The sequence below is a fragment of the Myxococcales bacterium genome (assembly GCA_016712525.1).
GTDB lineage: Bacteria > Myxococcota_A > Polyangia > Polyangiales > Polyangiaceae > JAAFHV01.
This window is the reverse complement of record JADJQX010000007.1, coordinates 655,852-672,451: the sequence shown is the minus strand read 5'-3', so window position 1 is coordinate 672,451 and position 16,600 is coordinate 655,852. Positions and strand designations below refer to the sequence as shown.

Below are 16,600 nucleotides of genomic sequence, written 5' to 3'. Positions count from 1 at the left end.
CTAGTCCATTCCCGACGAGGCGGGGGGCTCGTCTGCCAGGGGGAGCGGGAGCTCGACGCGCGTGCCTTTGCCGGGAGCGCTCGAGAGGCGCACGCGGGTCCCGTGGGCTTCGGCCACACGCCGCACGAAGGAGAGCCCGAGCCCGGAGCCGGTCGCTTTGGTGGTGAAGAAGTCGTCGAGGGCAGCCTCCCGGGTCGTCGCGTCCATCCCGGGCCCGTCGTCTTCCACGACGACGACGGCGAGCGGTGGCCTCAGGAGGAGCTCGACCCGCACGGCGCCGCCCCCTGGCATCGCCTCGCTCGCGTTGCGCACCAGGTTCTCGACGGCGCTCGCGACGAGACCACCGTCGGCCATCACCGCGACGGCCTCGTCGCCGACGAGCTCGATCCGAACGCCCTCCCCGATAGCGAGCCGTTGGGCGTCGACCACGTCGCGAAGGAGCCCCAGGGCGTCGAGCCGCGCCGGCACGGCCTCCGCGCGGCCGAGCCGTTGGTAGTCTTCGACGACGCGGCCGATCCTGTCGGCCTGCTCCAAGATGAGCGTGAGGTAGGCGTCGTGTGGGTCCACGGATCGGCCGCGAGCCCGCTCTTCGAGCAAGAACTCGACGCTCCCACGGACCGCCGCGAGCGGGTTCCTCACGTCGTGCGCCATCTGAGCGGCGAGCCGCCCGAGCGTCGCGTGGTAGCGGAGGCGCGCGTCTCGCTCGGCGAAGAGGCCGCTGATGTGCCGGAGCGCGCCCCACACGGCGAGCGTCACCACCACCGAAGAGAGCACGAGGAGCGCGAGGTTCGCGCTGAAGTACCGCACCATCGCGAGCTGCGCGACGATGCCCGCGACGGCGATCGCGATGGAGGTGAGCAGCGCCCTTGGTGTGAGCCCGCGGACGAGCTGGAAACGGAGCGTGCCGGCGGCGAGCAAGACTCCGCTCCCGAGCAGCCCCCACGCCGCGAGCTTCGGCACCGGCAAACCCGCGATCGCGAATACGTCCGTCCCACATCCGCCCACACCAAAGACGAACGCGGCGAGGACCAGCGTCGCGCTCGGGCGCTCGTCCTCGGCGCACGAGCGCAGGTGACGAACGAGGAGCAGGATGGCGTGGGCGAGCCCGATCGTGAGGCCCACGGCGACGAGGTACGCCCACGTGGCGCTCAGCGGAAACCAGGCGAACCCGGGGAAAACGAACGGGACGAGGCACCCCGCCCCGAGGCCGCCGAAGTAGACGAAGAGGGCCCGTGAGAAGACGCGGAGGCGGCGGCGCTCGCCGACGAACGTCGCGACGACCGCGAAGGCGAGCGGAACGGCGAGGCACGCGCTCGCCGCGTTGAGCCACTTGGGTGGCCCCTCGTCGCGCGCGTTGTTCGCGATGAGATCCAGGAGATCGTACGCGAAGAGGTCGAGGTAGAGCGCGCCCAAGGCGAGCGCGAGTGGCTCACGACGCGCCCTCATGGCCGAGAGGCCCGCGAGGGCGAGGAAGACGATGCTCGAGCCGAGGGTGAGCCTGTCGTCGCCACTCATGATGTCGGGGTCGGACAGGCGGAGCAGCACGGTAGCTCGTCCTTTGCCAAACGCGTGCCAAGGGGTCGCGCGGCTCTCGCGGCGCCCCCCACGCCCGAGATAGTCTACCTCGGATGGCGTCATCCACGCGCGGGCTCGTCCTCGTTCCTTTTCTCCTCGTCACGATCGCGGCCGCCGCCGCGTGCGGCTCCGATCCGAGCCCGGCCCCCGAAGCCGACGCGGGCGCGTGCAGCCCTCCGGAGGGCACGGGAGAGGTCGTCCCCCAACCGAACCGCCACACACCACGATGGGCGTTCGAGCCGTGGATCTCGAAGGACATCTCCTCGACCGACGACACACGCGCGTTCGTCGAGGGGTTTCGCTCGCGCGACATCCCCGTGGGGGTCGTCGTGCTCGATAGCCCCTGGGAGACGAGCTACCACTCGTTCATCCCGAACCCGTCGCGGTACGGCGGCTTCGATGGCCTCGTGGACGAGCTCCACGGCAAGGGCATCAAGCTCGTCTTGTGGATGACGTCGAACATGAACGAGACGTCGTTCGACGTCGAGAAGGGCGGCGACTCGTACGAGGGTCCCGCCCCGGATTTCGAGCGAGGGGCGACGTGCGGCTACTACGTGAACAACGGCGAGACGTCGTTCTGGTGGAAGGGCCGCGGGGCCGGAGTCGACTTCTTCAACCCCGAGGCCGTCGCGTGGTGGCACGGCCTCCAGCGGCGCGTTTTGCCGAAGATCGACGGGTGGAAGCTCGACTTCGGCGAAAACTACATCTTGCCTCAGCCCATGGCGTCGAAGAAGGGCGAGGTCTCGCTCCAGGAGTACTCGGAGGCCTACTACAAGGACTTCTACACCTACGGCGTCGCGCAGCGCGGGACCGAGTTCACGACCATGGTCCGGCCGTGGGATGCGTCGTACCAGTACGCGGGGCGCTTCTTCGCGCGCCCCGAGGACGCCCCCGTCGCGTGGGTCGGAGACAACCGGCGCGACTGGGTAGGGCTCGCCGACGCGCTCGACAGCATGTTCCGCTCGGCCCGCAAGGGGTACGTCGTGGTCGGCTCGGACATCGGCGGGTACCTCGATCGCGACGACAAGGACCTCACGAAGGAGGTCCCGTTCGATCAAGATAACTTCCTCCGTTGGACGGCGATCGGGGCACTCGGCCCGTTCATGCAGCTCCACGGGCGCGCGAACCTCGCCCCCTGGACGGTCCCCGACCGCGCCGACGAGACCGTCCGTGGGTATCGGTACTGGTCGTGGCTGCACCACGAGCTCGTGCCGTTCTTTTACAGCCTCGCCGAAGAGGCGTACGCGGGTGGGCCGCCGCTCCTCGATCCGCTCGGCGAAGACCCGCTCTGGGCCGGAGACTTCCGCTACGCCCTCGGCAAGGCGTTCTTCGTCGCCCCCATCCTCGACGGCACGGGCGTGCGTGACGTCACGCTGCCCCAAGGCGCGCGCTACTACGACTATTGGAGCCCCGCCTCCGAGCCGATCGCCGGCGGCACGACGCTCTCACGGGTCGACATGCGCGACCGCACACGCATCCCGCTCTACGTCCGCGAGGGCGCGATCGTCCCGATGAATGTCGAGAACGACGTGACCGGCCACGGCACACGCGCCTCGAAGGGCCGGCTCACCGTGGCGGTCTATCCAGGGCCCAAATCGTCCTTCGTCGTGCACGACGACGATGGCACGACGACCCGCCTCGAGACCGAGGCGACCGCGCAAGGCAGCGTCACCTCCGTCTCGCGGAGCCCTGCCCCGCTCGCGCTGCGCATTCGCGCCGACGCCGCGCCGGCGAGAGTGCTCGAGGGGACGACACCGATCGTCGCGGCGGCCTCACGCGCCGATTTCGACGCCGCCGAGAGCGCGTGGTTCTACGAGGCCGAGACACGCACGGTGCTCGTCCACCTCCGGGCACAGCCCGGGGCGCGCACGGTGAGCACCGAGCGAAACCTTTGATTCATTTCGTCTTTTTCGCCTCCAAGAGGCGCGCGAGCGTATTGCGGGACACCCCGAGATGGCGCGCGGCCTCGGACTTGTTCCCACCCACACGGGCGAGCGTGGCCTCCGCGTAGCGCCTCGAGACCTCGTCGAGCCGGAGGCCTTGCGCGAGCGCGACGTGAGCCTCGGCCCCCGTCGCGGAGGACGCCTCGCGCGCGCCGTCACGGCGTGGCTCGTCCGGGAGCCGCAGCACCCCGTCCGGAGACAGAGCGACGGCGCTCTCGACCGCGTGCTCGAGCTCGCGCACATTTCCCGGGAACGTGTGCGTGCCGAGCCACGCCTCGAACGCCGGGTCGAACACGGGCCGCGGCCGCTCGTAGACCCGTGCGAACGTCTCGGCGAAGTGGCGCCCGAGCTCGACGGTCTCGTCCCGTCCGCGATCGCGGAGCGGCGGCATCTCGATCTCGACCACACGGATTCGATAGTAGAGATCCTGCCGAAAGCGCCCTTCGGCCACGAGCCTCTCGAGGTCTCTGTGCGTCGCCGCCACGATGCGCGCGTCGGTCCGGAGGGTCTCCCGTCCGCCCACGCGCTCGTACGCGTTCTCTTGAAGGAAGCGCAGGAGCTTGCCCTGGCTCTCGAGCGTGAGGTCCCCGATCTCGTCGAGGAAGAGCGTCCCGCCGGAGGCCTGCTCCACCTTGCCCAAGACGCGGCGATCGGCGCCCGTGAACGCGCCGCGCTCGTGACCGAAGAGCTCGCTCTCGACGAGCGTCGGCGGCAACGTCGTGCAATCGACGACGACGAACGGCCGCGCCTGACGGGCCGAGTTCGCGTGGATCGCGCGGGCGAAGAGGCCCTTGCCAGTGCCGGTCTCGCCGCGCAGGAGCACGTGCGCGGGGGTCTTGGCGGCGAGCGCCACCTTCTCGTACACGCGAAGGAGCGCGGGGCTCGTCCCGACGATGCGGTTGATGGGCCCGCGCAGCGTCACGCCTCGAGCCGCAGCGTCCCGCGCGCGCAGGGTCGTCATGGCGAGGGCGCGACCGAGCTCGCGCGCGAGCACCGTGAGTGTCCGCTCGTCGTCCTCGTCGAAAGGTCCCCCGCCCTTGCGGTTCAGGATTTGGAGCACGCCACGCACGGGCGCGGCGGGCTCCTCACGGATGGGAACGGCGAGCACCGCCTCCGTCAAAAACCCCGTCTTTTCATCAACTTGAGAGGAGAATCGCGGGTCGTCTGCGGCCCGCGCCACGCGCGCCGACTCGCCACGCTCGGCGACCCAGCCCGCGATGCCACGCCCGAGCGGGAGCCGCATCGACGAGAGGTCGGCCATGAGCGCGACGCGGCTCACGAGGTCCCCGCGATCGGCGTCTACGAGCCACACGGTGGCGCGCTCGGCGCCGAGGGCGTCGGCCACGCGCTCGCAGGCGCTCCGCAGGATGGCGTCGAGGTCGACCTCGCGACCGAGGAGCGCGGCGAGATCGACGAGGAGCGAGAGATGGCGCGACACCTGGGTACGATTACCCGAGCCGCGCCCCGATTCACACCCGGTCGAAGGCATCGTCACGCGACGAGCTTCCTCGGCGAGCCTCCCCGGCCGAGGCGAAAGGTCGCCCCCTCACGCGCCGCCACCGTAGCCGCGAAGAGCCCCTGGGTCTCCGCTTCCATGGCCGCGACCCCCGCATCGTCGCGCGTCGGATCGTGATGAAAGAGCACGAGCTGCTCGACCCCCGAGGCGCGCGCGAGCTCCGCCGCCGCCACGTTGGTCGAGTGCCCCCACCCCACTTTGGCGCGGTACTCGGCCTCGGTGTATTGCGCGTCGTAGACGAGCATCGTCGCGCCTTCGGCGAGCGCGAAGAGCTCGGGATCGAGACACGCGTAGTGCTCGGTGTCGGTCGCGTAGACGAGGCTCGCTCCGCCGAAATCGATGCGGTACGCGAGCACGCCGCCCGGATGATTGCCACGAGCCACACGGACGCGCGCCTCCCCGACGTCGAACTGCTCGCGCGGGCGCACCTCCCTCGGCACGATGCGCGACGGGAGATCGCCGAAGCGCACGGGGAAGACGGGGGCCCCCATCTGGAGCTCGAGCGCGTCCCTCACGCCGAGCAGGCCGCTCTTCTGACCCACGACCTCGATCTCCGTGCCGGGCATGTAGATCGGGGTGAAGAACGGGAGCCCTTGGATGTGATCCCAATGGTAGTGGCTGAGGAGGAGGGTGAGCTTGCGCTCGTCGCCCGCGGCGAGCATGCGTTGCCCGAGGGCGCGGAGCCCCGTCCCCGCGTCGAGGACGATCCGACGATCCCCGCAGCGCACCTCGATCGTGCTCGTGTTGCCGCCTACCCGGGCGGTCTCGGCCCCTGGCGACGCGATGCTCCCGCGAACCCCGAAAAATGTGACGTCCATGGCTCCTGCTCCTCTCGCCGAGACGACCCCGGCGCGCTCTCCCTTTGCGCGCGGCGTGCCAGGCCGAAACTGCAGTCATTTCAAGCTTGTCGACGTGACCTAAGGTTCATGGTGCGCAAGTCTCGAGCACCCGATCGGAGCGGGTGCGCCGTTCGAGAGCACGTGCGCGCCCGCGCGAGATGGCCTAAAGGTGGTCGATCATGGACGGCAGCCGATGAAGGTCCTCCTCGCCGACGACTCTCCCGTGGCCCGGTACGCGCTGCTCCGCGAGCTGCGCAAGGCGGGGATCGAGCCTGCGTGCGTGGGCTCCGTGGCCGAGGCGCTCGCGATCGACGGGACCGGTCTCTCGTGCGCGCTCCTCGACCTCGACCTCGGTGACGACAAGGGCACCGTGGTGGCGGAGCACCTCCGCAAGGGGCAGCCCGACGTGCCCATCGCGTTTTTCACGTCGTCTCGCGAGACCGTCGAGGCCGCGGCCTTCGGACCGGTCTTCACGAAGCCCGACGAGCTCGACCGCGCGATCGACTGGGTGAGGGCCCGGCTCGAGCGCGCGTGAGCTCGGACAGGAGGCCCACGACGATGCCGCTCGTGCTCAGCGCGGCGATGTTCTTCGTCGCTCCTCGAGGCGCGCGATCCAGGCAAGGAGCGCCTCGGTCGTGCGGACGACGTCGGACGGGAGCAAACCTGGCTCTTGACCCAGGATGCGGTCGCGCGCGCGGCGTAGCCGAACGAGCTCCGTCGCCTCCTCCGAGGTGAGCTCCCCGCGGAGCGCCAAGAGCTCGGCGCCTCGGTCCGAGACCACGAGCCTCTTGCCCCACTCGCCGATCCCTCCGAGGAGCTCTCCGACGACGCGATCGACCGTGCGGCCGGCCTCGAAGAACTCCCCGAGCTCGCGCCCGCCCGCCTCGGCGAAATCGAGCACCGCGCGCCCCCCGGCGATCGCGCGGAGCGCCTCGAGGCGCTCGGGATCCCCCTCGGCAAAGAGCGCCGCGAGACGATCCGCGAGCGGCGCGCCCGAGGGCGACACGCTCGCGCGATCACGGGACACGAGCTCGGCGACGGCCGCGGGGGTCGCACGTTCGAAGCGACGCAGCAGCGCGAAGAGGACGTCGGTCGCGCCGAGCCCCTCGTCGCCTGCCCCTCGGACGGCGAGGAAGGCCGCGAGCGCGAAGGCGTCGTCGAACGGGAGCGTGTGTGCGGCCGTCCTCGCGGCCTCCGCGCGCTCGAGGCGCTCGAGGGCGATCTCCCCCGCCAAGACGAGGCCGTTGAGCTCGTCCAGGACGGCGTGCTCGTCGAGCGAGAGCGGCCCCGAAACGGGTTTGTAGACGAGATCGTGCTCCACCTCGGCCCAGGCGTGCATGAGCACGGAGGCCACCTGCACCTCGACCTCGATGCGCCCCTCCGGAGCCACGAGCGCGGCCTCCGCCGGGAGGCTGGACGCCGGGACGAGGAGGCGATGGTGGGTGGCCGAGTAACCCGAGAACCTCGGACGGTACGCGCCGCCGTCGTGCGTCGCCCGCATCGGTCCCGCTCGCTCCACCTCGTGTGGAAAGGTGCGCTTCGGGCTCGCGGCCTCGAAGCGCTCTTCGAGCAGCCGGTTCACGCGCGCCTGCGAGCCCGGGAAATAGACGGCGACACGCGCGCCCACGAGGTCGTGGATGTCGGCGGCCACCTCGGCCGGGCTCTCGTACGCGGCCCCTCGCGCGCGCTCACGAGCGCGGAGCTTCGCCTCGAGGCGCTCCTCGCTCTTCGCGCGCGACGTCACGATCGCGCGCACGCCCTCGTCGCGGAGCGCCTTGCGGAGCGCCTGCCTCACCGCGAGGGCGCACGCTTCGTAGGCGACGAAGCGCTCGGCGTACCCGAGCAGGAAGGCACGAACGGCGTCCACGCCTCGACCATCGGCCGGTTTCGCGTCGAAGGCAAGCCGCCATCGGCTATCCTCGGCGCATGCGACGCGGCTCCTCCTGGCTCTTCTCGGTGGGACTCTTCTCTTCGGTCCTCGTCGCGCTCGGCGTCGGGTGCAGCGAGACGGGCACGACGACCCCCGACGGGGGCGCCGAGGCCGACAGCGGGCAGCCCGTGAGCGAGGCCGGTGCCCCCGACACCTCGGCCCCGGACGGCAGCGGCCCCGACGCGGGCTGCACGGGCGCGTGCCGCACGCTCGCCCTCGGGGCGACCTACGGCGCCGTCACGGCCTCCTTCGAGCGCGCCCAGTTCGGCCGTGACAAGACCGGTCCCAACGTCTCCGGCGTGACGGTCGAGGTCCATGCGGGCGGCGCGCCCGAGTGCCCCAAGCAAAACTCCCCCACCCCCGACCGCACGCTCATCGTGAGCGGCATCAAGGTCGGTAGCGAAGGAAAGACGCTCACGCTCGCCGACGGACTCGCGGTCACCCTCCTCGACTTCAAGGAGCTTCTCACCAAGAAGCCGCTCGACAAGGCCACCGCCGCGAAGCTCACGGTCGTGGCGATCGAAGGAACCCCTCCGGACAAGGTCGCCTTCGACCTCGAGGCCACGTTCGAGGAGGGCACCATTCGGGGCCACGTGTTCGCCGACCACTGCGCCACGATGGACGAGTAGGCGCACGCAACCCATCGTTTCCAAACGAAAATTTGTCACCCGAGCGCGGGCACGTTCGCGCCCACGTGTCCCGGGGAACCTCAGAACGACGCTGCCGCGCGGGCCACGTCGCGGGTGACGAGCCCCGCGGCGACGAGGCGCTGGAGGTGCATCTCGAAGGTCTGCATCCCGTACGGGTGCACGCCCTTCTCCATGAGCTCTTTCAGCGGGGGGTTGTGCTCGGGCCGCTTGATCGCCTCGCGGACCGTGCCGGTCGCCACGAGCACCTCGGCGGCGAGGACCCGGCCTCCCCCTTCGGCGGCCGGCAAGAGGCGCTGCGCGACGATGCCCTGGAGAGAGTCGGCGAGGCGATCGCGCATCTCCTCGACCGCCCCGGCGCGCTTGGGCGAGAGCGCGAGGGCTCGGCTCACCGTGCGCGTGACGTCGGGCGTGTGGAGCGTCGCGAGGACGAGGTGCCCGGTCTCGGCGGCCATCAGCGCCACGTCGAGCGTGAGCTCGTCGCGGATTTCGCCCACGAGGATGACGTCCGGATCTTGCCGAAGCGCCGCGCGGAGGGCGTCGGCGAAGGAGCCCGTGTCGATGTGCACCTCACGTTGGCTGATGCTCGAGCGCCGGTCCTCGTGGAGAAACTCGATGGGATCTTCGACCGTGACGATGTGGAGCGCGCGCGTCTCGTTGAGGTGGCCCACCATGCTGGCCAACGTGGAGCTCTTGCCGTTGCCGGCCGCGCCGACCACGAGCACGAGGCCACGCTCCTTTTCGCACATGGGGACGCACGCGGCGGGGACGCCGAGCTCGGTCATGAGCGGGATGCGCGTCGGAATGGCGCGGAGCACGATCCCGATCGAGCCGCGCTGCCGGTACACGTTCACGCGAAAACGCCCCACGCCAGGCGCCACGTAGGAGGCGTCGACCTCCTGGAGCGCGTCGAGGTCGACACCCCTCTTGGAGCCACGAAGCACGAGGCGCGCGATCGCCTCCGTGTCGGCGGCCTTCAGCGGATCGGTTCGAAAGGGGACGAGATCGCCACGAACCCGCGCGGAAGGGGGCGCCCCCACGCGCAGGTGCATGTCGCTCGCCTGCGCCGCCACGGCCTTGCCGAGGAGCTGAGCGAAGAACGCCTCGTTGCCGTAGACGCTCTCTTGGTTCGAACCTCGGGTGTCTCCGCTCACGAACCGTCGGCCGCGTCCGCCGCGTCGCCGGAGGCGTCCGAGCTCGCGTCGGAGGCGGCGTCGGGGCTCGCGTCGGGCGTGGCGTCGACGGTCGCGTCGGCCGTCGCGTCCGAGCCGGCATCGGGGGCGGACGTGTCGGTCGACGAGTCGCGCGGGGGCACCGACGAGTCGACGGCTTCGGCAGGGATCTTCGTTCGATCGAAGTCGACGATGAGCTCACAACCGGCAAGGAAGGCCACGCCCAGCGAGGCCACGAGGAGAAGAAGGCGCGCTTTTTTCGTCATGGGATGCCTCGCGATCAGAAACGAATCAGCGCACCCGCGCCGCCGCCTTGTGGGGTGATGTAGGGCGGGGGAACGATACTCACGCGCGGCGCCTCGGCCTTGGGCTTGGCGGCGACCTTCGCCGGGGCTCCGACCTGGGCGGCCTTGGGCGCGTCCTTCGTGAGGAAGAGCACCGCCGACGTCACACCGAACGTGATGGCCACGCCGAAGCACATGTCGGCCACGAGCGCCGCGTTCTCTCCCGCGTCGGCGGTCTCGGTCGTCGGGTTGTCTTTGAAGTCGCTCGACTTCGACAGGGCCGCGATGCCGAATCCGGTCCCGACGCCGAGCGCGGCGACCGCGATGCCGCCCGTGATGTACGCGGGGAGCTTGCTCGGGGGAGGCGGCGGAGGCGGCGGGGGCGGCGCAGGCTTGGGAGCTTCGGCCACCACCGGGGGAGGCGGCGGAGGCGGCGGGGGTGCCTTCTTTTCGAGCTCGACCGAGAGGTCTTGTTTGGCCGCGTAGAGCACGTCGACCTCGCGCTCGGCGGGCTCGAAGCCCTCGGCCTCGACGCGGATCGTGTGTTTACCCGGGGGGAGGTCGAGGTCCGTCGGGGTCTTCTCGGCGAAGGGCTTCTGGTCGACGAGGACGGTCGCGTTGGGCGGGCCCGACTCGAGGTGGACCTTTCCCGGCATGCCCTTGATCTCGGCGACACGCTTCTGCGCCGGCTCGACCTTGTCCTTGAGCTTCGCGGGCGGCGGCGTAGCGGCGAGGAAGCGCTCGTACGCGGGCACGGCGTCGCGGAAGGCGAGCAGCTTGTCGTGGCACTCGGCGATCGCGAAGGCGAGCTCCGGGGTGGGCTTCACGGCGTCGGCAGCCTGATAATCGGCCAGCGCACCCGCGAAGTCGCCCGCCTTCATCTTGGTGTCGCCCGACTTGACGAGCGCCTTGGGATCGGCGGGCTTCGCGGCAGCCGGGGCCGGGGCGGCCTTGGGGGCTGTAGGGGCGGCCGCGGGCTTGGCGGCCGGCGCGGCTTGCGGCGCAGGAGCAGGCTTCGCCGCGGGGGCGGGAGCGGGCTTCGCCGGGATGGTGGGGGGCGTCGCGGGAGTGGGCTGCGCGAACGCCGGAGCGCTCGCCGTCGCCGTCATGACGAGAGCCAGCCCTGCCGAGACCATCCGAGTGCGGGACATCTTCAAAGCGATCCTCCTGGTTCTACCCAGCCCGTGGGGCGTGAGCGACGCGCCGAACCGTACTAGGAAGGAGGCCGCTTTTCCATGCCGATTTCACCGCATCGCAGCGCCTCGACGCGATGGAAACACGCCCGTCACCGTTTCGCCTCGTAGCGCGGGATGAAACATCCGAGCGCTCCGAGGCACAAAGCGCGGCTCCCCGGCCTCCGTGCGGCAGAAAGCACCGGCCGCGAACGCGAGCTCAGGTGTGCGCCTGCTCGTCCGGCTCGACGAGCTCGACCAGGACTCCGCCGGTGGCTTTGGGATGCACGAACGCCACCTTGTGACCGCGTGCGCCCTTCCGGGGGGCCTCGTCGATGAGCGGGACACCGATCCCCTTCAGGAACGCGAGGGCGGCCTCGATCCCCTCGACCTCGACGGCCACGTGGTGGAGGCCCGGCCCGCGCTTCTCGAGGAACTTGGCGAGGCCCTCGTTGCCCTTCGGCGCGATGAGCTCGAGGCTCGAGTCCCCAATCGGGAGGAGGAGCGCCTCGGTCTTCTGGGAGGCCACGACCTCCCTCACGGTGCCTTCGAGCCCGAGCGCTTCCTTGTATTTTGCAGCCGCCGCGTCGATGTCGGCGACACACACGGCCACGTGATCAATCTTCTTTACTTTGAACATTTCCCTTCTTCCATAGCGCGCCTCCCTCGCCTCGCGGGCCCGATTCCGACGAACGAGAGGGGCCCGCCTCGAGGCCGGACGGCACGTTCGGATCTTGTGCCCGCTCGCCCGTGGAAATCTTGGTAAGCTCCGCGGGCCCGCTCTCTCTGGCCGCGGTCTTCTCCCTTTGGAGGTCTCGAAATGTCCCTTCGTTCCGTCTCGCTTCGTTCGCTCTCGGCCGTGGCCTTCGTGGGCCTCCTCGCGTTCTCGACCGGCTGCGCGCCCTCGCTGGCCGCCCCGTTCGACCAAATGAAGAACGCGCCCATCACGGTCTACCGGCTCCAGAACTACGAGCCCCCGGCCCAAGCCGCGGCCACCCCGGGCGCCGCCGTGCCCGGCCTCCCGCCCCAGCTCCAGCAGTGGATCACGGCCGGCGCGTCGTTGCTCCCGCCGGGCCTCATCCCGCCGGGCCTCATCCCCGGCGGCGCCGCGACCCCCGCCCCCGGCCAGGAGCAGGTCCAGCGCTTCCACAACTTCCGCATCCTCGGCTACAGCGCCCTCAACGACAAGGCGCAGCGCGAAGAGGCGCTCGCGATCTTCGGCACGAAGAGCAACTTCACGAACGCCGCGACGAACTGCCTCTACGCCGAGTTCGGCTTCTCGTTCGGCTCGGCCACCGGCGGCCCCCCGGCCGACGTGATGGTGTCGCTCTCGTGCAACCAGGTCAAAGGCGAGAACTTCGCGTGGCCCCACCCGGGCACGGGCCTCACGGCCGACACCTCGAAGCGCATCATCGCGATCGCACAGAAGGTCTTCGGCGGCTGACACGTGAGCACGGGCGAAGGGGTCGTCGAGAGGCTCGCCGCCCGCGCGTTCGAGCGCATGACGGTCGACGACGCGTGGGCGCGCCGTGTGCGCGAGGCCGACGCGCGTGGCACGGCCGTCTACGTTCTCCGGAACGTCTCGGTCGTCGACTACTTCGCCCTCGACGTGCTCACGAAGAAGCTCGGCCTGCCGCGCGTCCGCTTCGCGAACGACCACGGCCTCGCCGCGCTCTCCCCCACCCCCCGCGGGCTGTGGGAACGTGTCGTCCCCCGGGACGACGCCTCCTACGCCCGCGAGCTCGCGGACGTGCTCGCCCGGGGCCACTCGGCGGCGCTCTTCTTGAAGCGCCCCCCGTCGCTCCTCGAGCCGCCGCCGATCGTGTCGGGCCGGTCCCGCGCGGCGCTCTTACCGACGCGCGGCCGCACCGAGGGCGACGCGTACCTTCGTGCCCTGCTCGACGCCCAGCGCGAGCGCACGCGGGACGGTAGCCAGCCGATCTTGCTCGTGCCCCAGGTCTTCGTCTGGTCGAAGCACCCCGACAGCGCGGAACAAGGCGTCGTCGACGCGCTCTTCGGCCCACGCGAGTGGCCCGGAAGGCTGCGCACCCTCGCCCAATTTCTACTTAACTATCAACACGTTATCCTTCGCGCGGGCGAGCCTCTGGACCTCGCGCAGTTCCTCGCGACCGAGGGCCCCGGCTCGTCCGACGAGGTGCTCGTCCGAAGGCTCACGTACGCGCTCCTCCGCCGCCTCGAGCGCGAGCGCCGCGCGGTGGTCGGCCCGAGCAAGAAGCCGCTCGATCGCCTCCGCGACGAGGTCGTCCGGAGCCCGAAGCTCGCGCGCACGATCGTGGAGCTCGCCGGCGAAGGCAACAAGGAGCGCCGCGCGCTCACGGCCCGCGCCCACGCGATGCTGCGAAAGCTCGAGTCGGCCCAGGACATGAACGCGGTGCGCGTCATGGACGCCGCCTTCGACGCGACCCTCGCCAAGATGTACTCGGACGTGGAGGTCGACGTCACGGGGCTCGAGCGGCTCAAACAAGCCTCGAAGGACGGCACCTTGGTGCTGCTCCCGTCCCACAAGTCCCACGTCGACTACATCATTCTGACGCGCGTCTTCTACCACGCGCGCATGCCGGCCCCGGTCATCGCCGCCGGTGACAACCTCTCGTTCTTCCCGCTCGGGCCCATCTTGCGCCGCGGCGGGGCGTTCTTCATTCGCCGGTCGTTCAAGGGAGATCGCCTCTACGGCGCGGTGGTCGACGCGTACGTGCGAAGGCTCATCCTCGACGGGCAGTCCCTCGAGGTGTTCCTCGAGGGCGGGAGATCCCGCACGGGAAAGCTCCTCTCGCCCAAGCTCGGGCTCCTGTCGATGATCGTCGATGGCGCCCTCGCGGCCGGAAAACGCGTCTATTTTTGCCCGATCTCGATCGGCTACGAGCGCATCGTCGAAGAGAAGTCGCTCGTCCGTGAGCTTACGGGCGGCGAGAAGCGCAAAGAGGACGTGAGGGGGCTCCTCCGCGCCATGGAGACCTTGGCCGGCCGGTACGGGAAGCTGAACGTGCAGTTCGGTGAGCCCGTCACCATGGAGGCCGTGCTCGCCGAGGTCGACTCGCAGCGGAGCCGCGGGGACTCGCTCCCCCCGTCCCACGTGCTCCGCGAGGGCGAGCTCAGCCCCGCACGCAAGCGGGCCATGGTGACGCGGCTCGCGTACCGCACCATGAACGAGATCGACCGTGTGACGGCCGCCACACCGGGCGCGATCGTCGCGACGGCGCTCCTCTCCCACGGTCGACGAGGCATCGAGGACGGCGATCTGCTCGCCCTCGCTACGCGTGTCTTCGAGCTGCTCTCCCGGTTCGGCGCGCGGTTCTCACCGAGCGCATCGTCGGACGGGCGCGTCGTGCGCATCTCCGGGCTCCGTGAAGCGACCGAGCTGTTCTTCCGCGCCGGGCACCTCGACGTGAAGACCCCGGGGATCCCCGCCGAGCGTGAGGCGCGCGAGCGAACGCGGCTCTCGGGCCTCCCCTTCGCGCCCCGAGAGACGGGGCCACGCCCGGGCCCTGGCGCGTTCTACGTCGTCCGCGACGAGCGCCGCCACCTCCTCGATCTCTCGAAGAACGGGGTCGTCCACCACTTCGTCTCCCGCGGGCTCCTCGCGACCGCGCTCTTCGCCCAAGAGGGCCCACCGATGACCGAAGAGGCCCTCTCGGGTCGCGTGCTCGCGCTCTCGCGGCTCTTCAAACACGAGTTCAGCTTCCGCGCCGACGCCCCCTTCGAACGCATCTTCGACGAGACGCTCGCCTCCATGATCGACCACGGCGAGATCGTGCGGATCGACGGCGGCGAGCTCACCGTGGGCGCAGGCCAGGCCGGCGCCGACACGCGCCTTTACGCGAGCATTCTTCGGCCCTTCGTCGAAGGGTACCGCATCGCCGCGCGCGCGCTCGTCGCGCTCGTGAAGGGGCCCGTCGCACCGAAGGAGCTCGGGAAGCGCGCGCTCGCGCTCGGCGACCGCATGTTCCTCGGCGGCGAGATCGAGCGAAAAGAGGCCGTGAGCCGCGCGCTCTTCGACAACGCGTTCCAGGCCTTCGTCGATCAGGGGGTGCTCTCGCGCGAGGACGGAAAGCTCCGGCTGGCCGAGAGCTTCGCCCGCGCCGACGCGGCTCAGGCGATCGAGGGGAAGATCGCGGGCTACCTCGGGCGTTCGAGCGTCGCATGACGTCCCTCCCGTCCTCGCCGAACCGGTTCGTCCACGTCCTCGGCGCAGCCTTGGCCCTCGCCGCGTGCCACAAGGCGCCTCCCGCGAACGAGAGCCCCGCCGAGGCCGCGGCGCCAGCGCTTCGTGACGGCGGCACGGACGCGACCTCGCCCGAGAAGAAACCGGCGAGCCCCGCGAGCGAGAACCTCTTGCACACGGTCCCAGCCAAGGTGGCGGTATCGTCCAAAGTCGCGAATCCAAAGGACTTTCCTGAGTTTCTCGTGGACGGCAAGCTGGGCACGGCGTGGAACGGAAAAACGGGCGATCTCGTCGGCGGCGCGATCGCGTTCCGCGTCCCGAAAGACGCCCACGTGGCCGCGATCCGACTCACGGTCGGCTACGACGCCACCTCCAAGGCGGGCGAGGACCTCTTCACGGCGAACCACCGCATCGCCGAGGTCTCGGTGGAGCGCGACGGCGTAAAGCTCCGTTCGTTCACGCTCGATCCCGACAAGCGCGGCCTCCAGAGCCTCCGCATCGACGGCCCCGGCGGCGACTACCGCATCGTGGTCGAGAAGACGACACCGGGCTCCAAGAAGGCGTGGCGTGAGCTCGTGGTGAGCGAGCTCGAGGTCCTCGGCACTCCCGGGCGCGAGGTCCTCGCCCACGCCGGGCCGCCCACGGTGGTCGTGGGCACGCTCGATACCCCTCCGGCGCCTCGACTCGGCGCGGATGCGGGGAAGGCGGTCGACGGGCCCTATCCCTCCGTCGCGGCGTTCTGCGCGGCCCACACGTCGCTCGTCACGCCGACCTTCGCCGCCGAGAAGGACGAGTACCCCGGCTTCATCGAGCCCCCGTACTGCGTGCCCGGCAAGGCCCTCGAGCTCGCACTCGAACCGCCCTTCGTCGAGGCGCGCACGGTGCGTGTGCACACCCACGACGCGATCGAGACGCGGGTCGCCCTCGCGACCGCGCGTGGGGTCTTCGTCACGCCCGCCGTCATCGGCATCGAAGAGCTCCGAAACCCCGGCTGCGGCGGGATCGTCGAGGCCGCGCTCGAGGGCAAAGAGCTCGTGAAGACCGCGCTCGGCCCGGCGGTCGAGGTCGTGAGCGCTCGGATTTCGACGTTCTTCCCGTTCCCCCAGGTCCTCCCCGACGGCAGCCTCGGCGACTCGGGGACCGGGAGCGTCCGTCGTGAGCGAGTGAGCACGCTCTGCCGAGCCTCCGCGTCGGGCCAGATCACGTGCGTGACGACCCCGACCGGCCACGGAGAGGTCGACTTCACCCGTCGCGACGCCGTGCCCGTGGCCCCCTACTCGGAGCTGCGCGCACGAAAGGTGCACCCGTCGGGCGAGGTGAGCTACGAATAGCGGACACG

The 16,600-nt window shown here is 70.5% G+C and carries 14 protein-coding genes; 6 read left to right on the top strand and 8 right to left on the bottom strand.

What is annotated here, in order from left to right; genetic code table 11:
* Nucleotides 1-1,545 (bottom strand): two-component sensor histidine kinase, encoded by a 1,545-nt coding sequence (locus IPK71_19990; protein ID MBK8216015.1) that lies wholly within the window; start codon nucleotides 1,543-1,545, stop codon nucleotides 1-3.
* Between the two features lie 83 nt (nucleotides 1,546-1,628).
* On the opposite strand from IPK71_19990, the gene IPK71_19985 reads away from it, so the two are divergent.
* Complete coding sequence (locus IPK71_19985) at nucleotides 1,629-3,470, top strand: hypothetical protein (GenBank protein MBK8216014.1); 1,842 nt, start codon at nucleotides 1,629-1,631, stop codon at nucleotides 3,468-3,470.
* A gap of 1 nt (nucleotide 3,471) precedes the next feature.
* Here the strand turns inward: IPK71_19985 and IPK71_19980 are convergent, their stop codons facing one another.
* Both IPK71_19980 and IPK71_19975 read right to left on the bottom strand, forming a co-directional pair.
* Nucleotides 3,472-5,007, bottom strand: a complete 1,536-nt coding sequence (locus IPK71_19980) for a sigma-54-dependent Fis family transcriptional regulator (protein MBK8216013.1) — start codon at nucleotides 5,005-5,007, stop codon at nucleotides 3,472-3,474.
* Between the two features lie 2 nt (nucleotides 5,008-5,009).
* Entirely contained in the window at nucleotides 5,010-5,852 is an 843-nt protein-coding gene (locus IPK71_19975) for an MBL fold metallo-hydrolase (protein MBK8216012.1), read from the bottom strand.
* Nucleotides 5,853-6,066: 214 nt separating this feature from the next.
* Between IPK71_19975 and IPK71_19970 the strand changes: the two genes are divergently transcribed.
* Nucleotides 6,067-6,408: a response regulator gene (locus IPK71_19970; GenBank protein ID MBK8216011.1), complete on the top strand. Its 342-nt coding sequence runs from the start codon at nucleotides 6,067-6,069 to the stop codon at nucleotides 6,406-6,408.
* Between the two features lie 36 nt (nucleotides 6,409-6,444).
* On the opposite strand, the gene IPK71_19965 is transcribed toward IPK71_19970, so the two are convergent.
* Complete coding sequence (locus tag IPK71_19965) at nucleotides 6,445-7,740, bottom strand: RelA/SpoT domain-containing protein (GenBank protein MBK8216010.1); 1,296 nt, start codon at nucleotides 7,738-7,740, stop codon at nucleotides 6,445-6,447.
* Nucleotides 7,741-7,799: 59 nt separating this feature from the next.
* Here IPK71_19965 and IPK71_19960 point away from each other — a divergent pair, with 59 nt between their 5' ends.
* Nucleotides 7,800-8,432 carry a hypothetical protein gene (locus IPK71_19960; protein ID MBK8216009.1) on the top strand — a complete coding sequence of 211 codons (633 nt, stop codon included), beginning with the start codon at nucleotides 7,800-7,802 and terminating at the stop codon, nucleotides 8,430-8,432.
* 80 nt (nucleotides 8,433-8,512) lie between these two features.
* On the opposite strand, the gene IPK71_19955 is transcribed toward IPK71_19960, so the two are convergent.
* The 4 genes from IPK71_19955 to mce form a co-directional block, all read right to left on the bottom strand.
* Nucleotides 8,513-9,502 (bottom strand): PilT/PilU family type 4a pilus ATPase, encoded by a 990-nt coding sequence (locus IPK71_19955; protein MBK8216008.1) that lies wholly within the window; start codon nucleotides 9,500-9,502, stop codon nucleotides 8,513-8,515.
* 98 nt (nucleotides 9,503-9,600) lie between these two features.
* On the bottom strand, nucleotides 9,601-9,888 hold the full coding sequence (locus tag IPK71_19950; protein ID MBK8216007.1) for a hypothetical protein: 288 nt from the start codon (nucleotides 9,886-9,888) through the stop codon (nucleotides 9,601-9,603).
* A gap of 14 nt (nucleotides 9,889-9,902) precedes the next feature.
* Nucleotides 9,903-11,057, bottom strand: a complete 1,155-nt coding sequence (locus IPK71_19945; GenBank protein ID MBK8216006.1) for a PEGA domain-containing protein — start codon at nucleotides 11,055-11,057, stop codon at nucleotides 9,903-9,905.
* A gap of 241 nt (nucleotides 11,058-11,298) precedes the next feature.
* On the bottom strand, nucleotides 11,299-11,718 hold the full coding sequence (gene mce / locus IPK71_19940) for a methylmalonyl-CoA epimerase (protein ID MBK8216005.1): 420 nt from the start codon (nucleotides 11,716-11,718) through the stop codon (nucleotides 11,299-11,301).
* A gap of 180 nt (nucleotides 11,719-11,898) precedes the next feature.
* Here mce and IPK71_19935 point away from each other — a divergent pair, with 180 nt between their 5' ends.
* The 3 genes from IPK71_19935 to IPK71_19925 are packed head-to-tail and all read left to right on the top strand — an operon-like array spanning nucleotide 11,899 to nucleotide 16,592.
* Nucleotides 11,899-12,522, top strand: a complete 624-nt coding sequence (locus tag IPK71_19935) for a hypothetical protein (GenBank protein ID MBK8216004.1) — start codon at nucleotides 11,899-11,901, stop codon at nucleotides 12,520-12,522.
* Nucleotides 12,523-12,525: 3 nt separating this feature from the next.
* Nucleotides 12,526-15,243 carry a 1-acyl-sn-glycerol-3-phosphate acyltransferase gene (locus IPK71_19930; GenBank protein ID MBK8216003.1) on the top strand — a complete coding sequence of 906 codons (2,718 nt, stop codon included), beginning with the start codon at nucleotides 12,526-12,528 and terminating at the stop codon, nucleotides 15,241-15,243.
* A complete protein-coding gene (locus IPK71_19925; GenBank protein MBK8216002.1) occupies nucleotides 15,240-16,592 on the top strand; it encodes a hypothetical protein in 1,353 nt (450 codons plus the stop codon). The genes IPK71_19930 and IPK71_19925 overlap by 4 nt, the downstream gene beginning before the upstream one ends.
* Nucleotides 16,593-16,600: the final 8 nt, after the last annotated feature.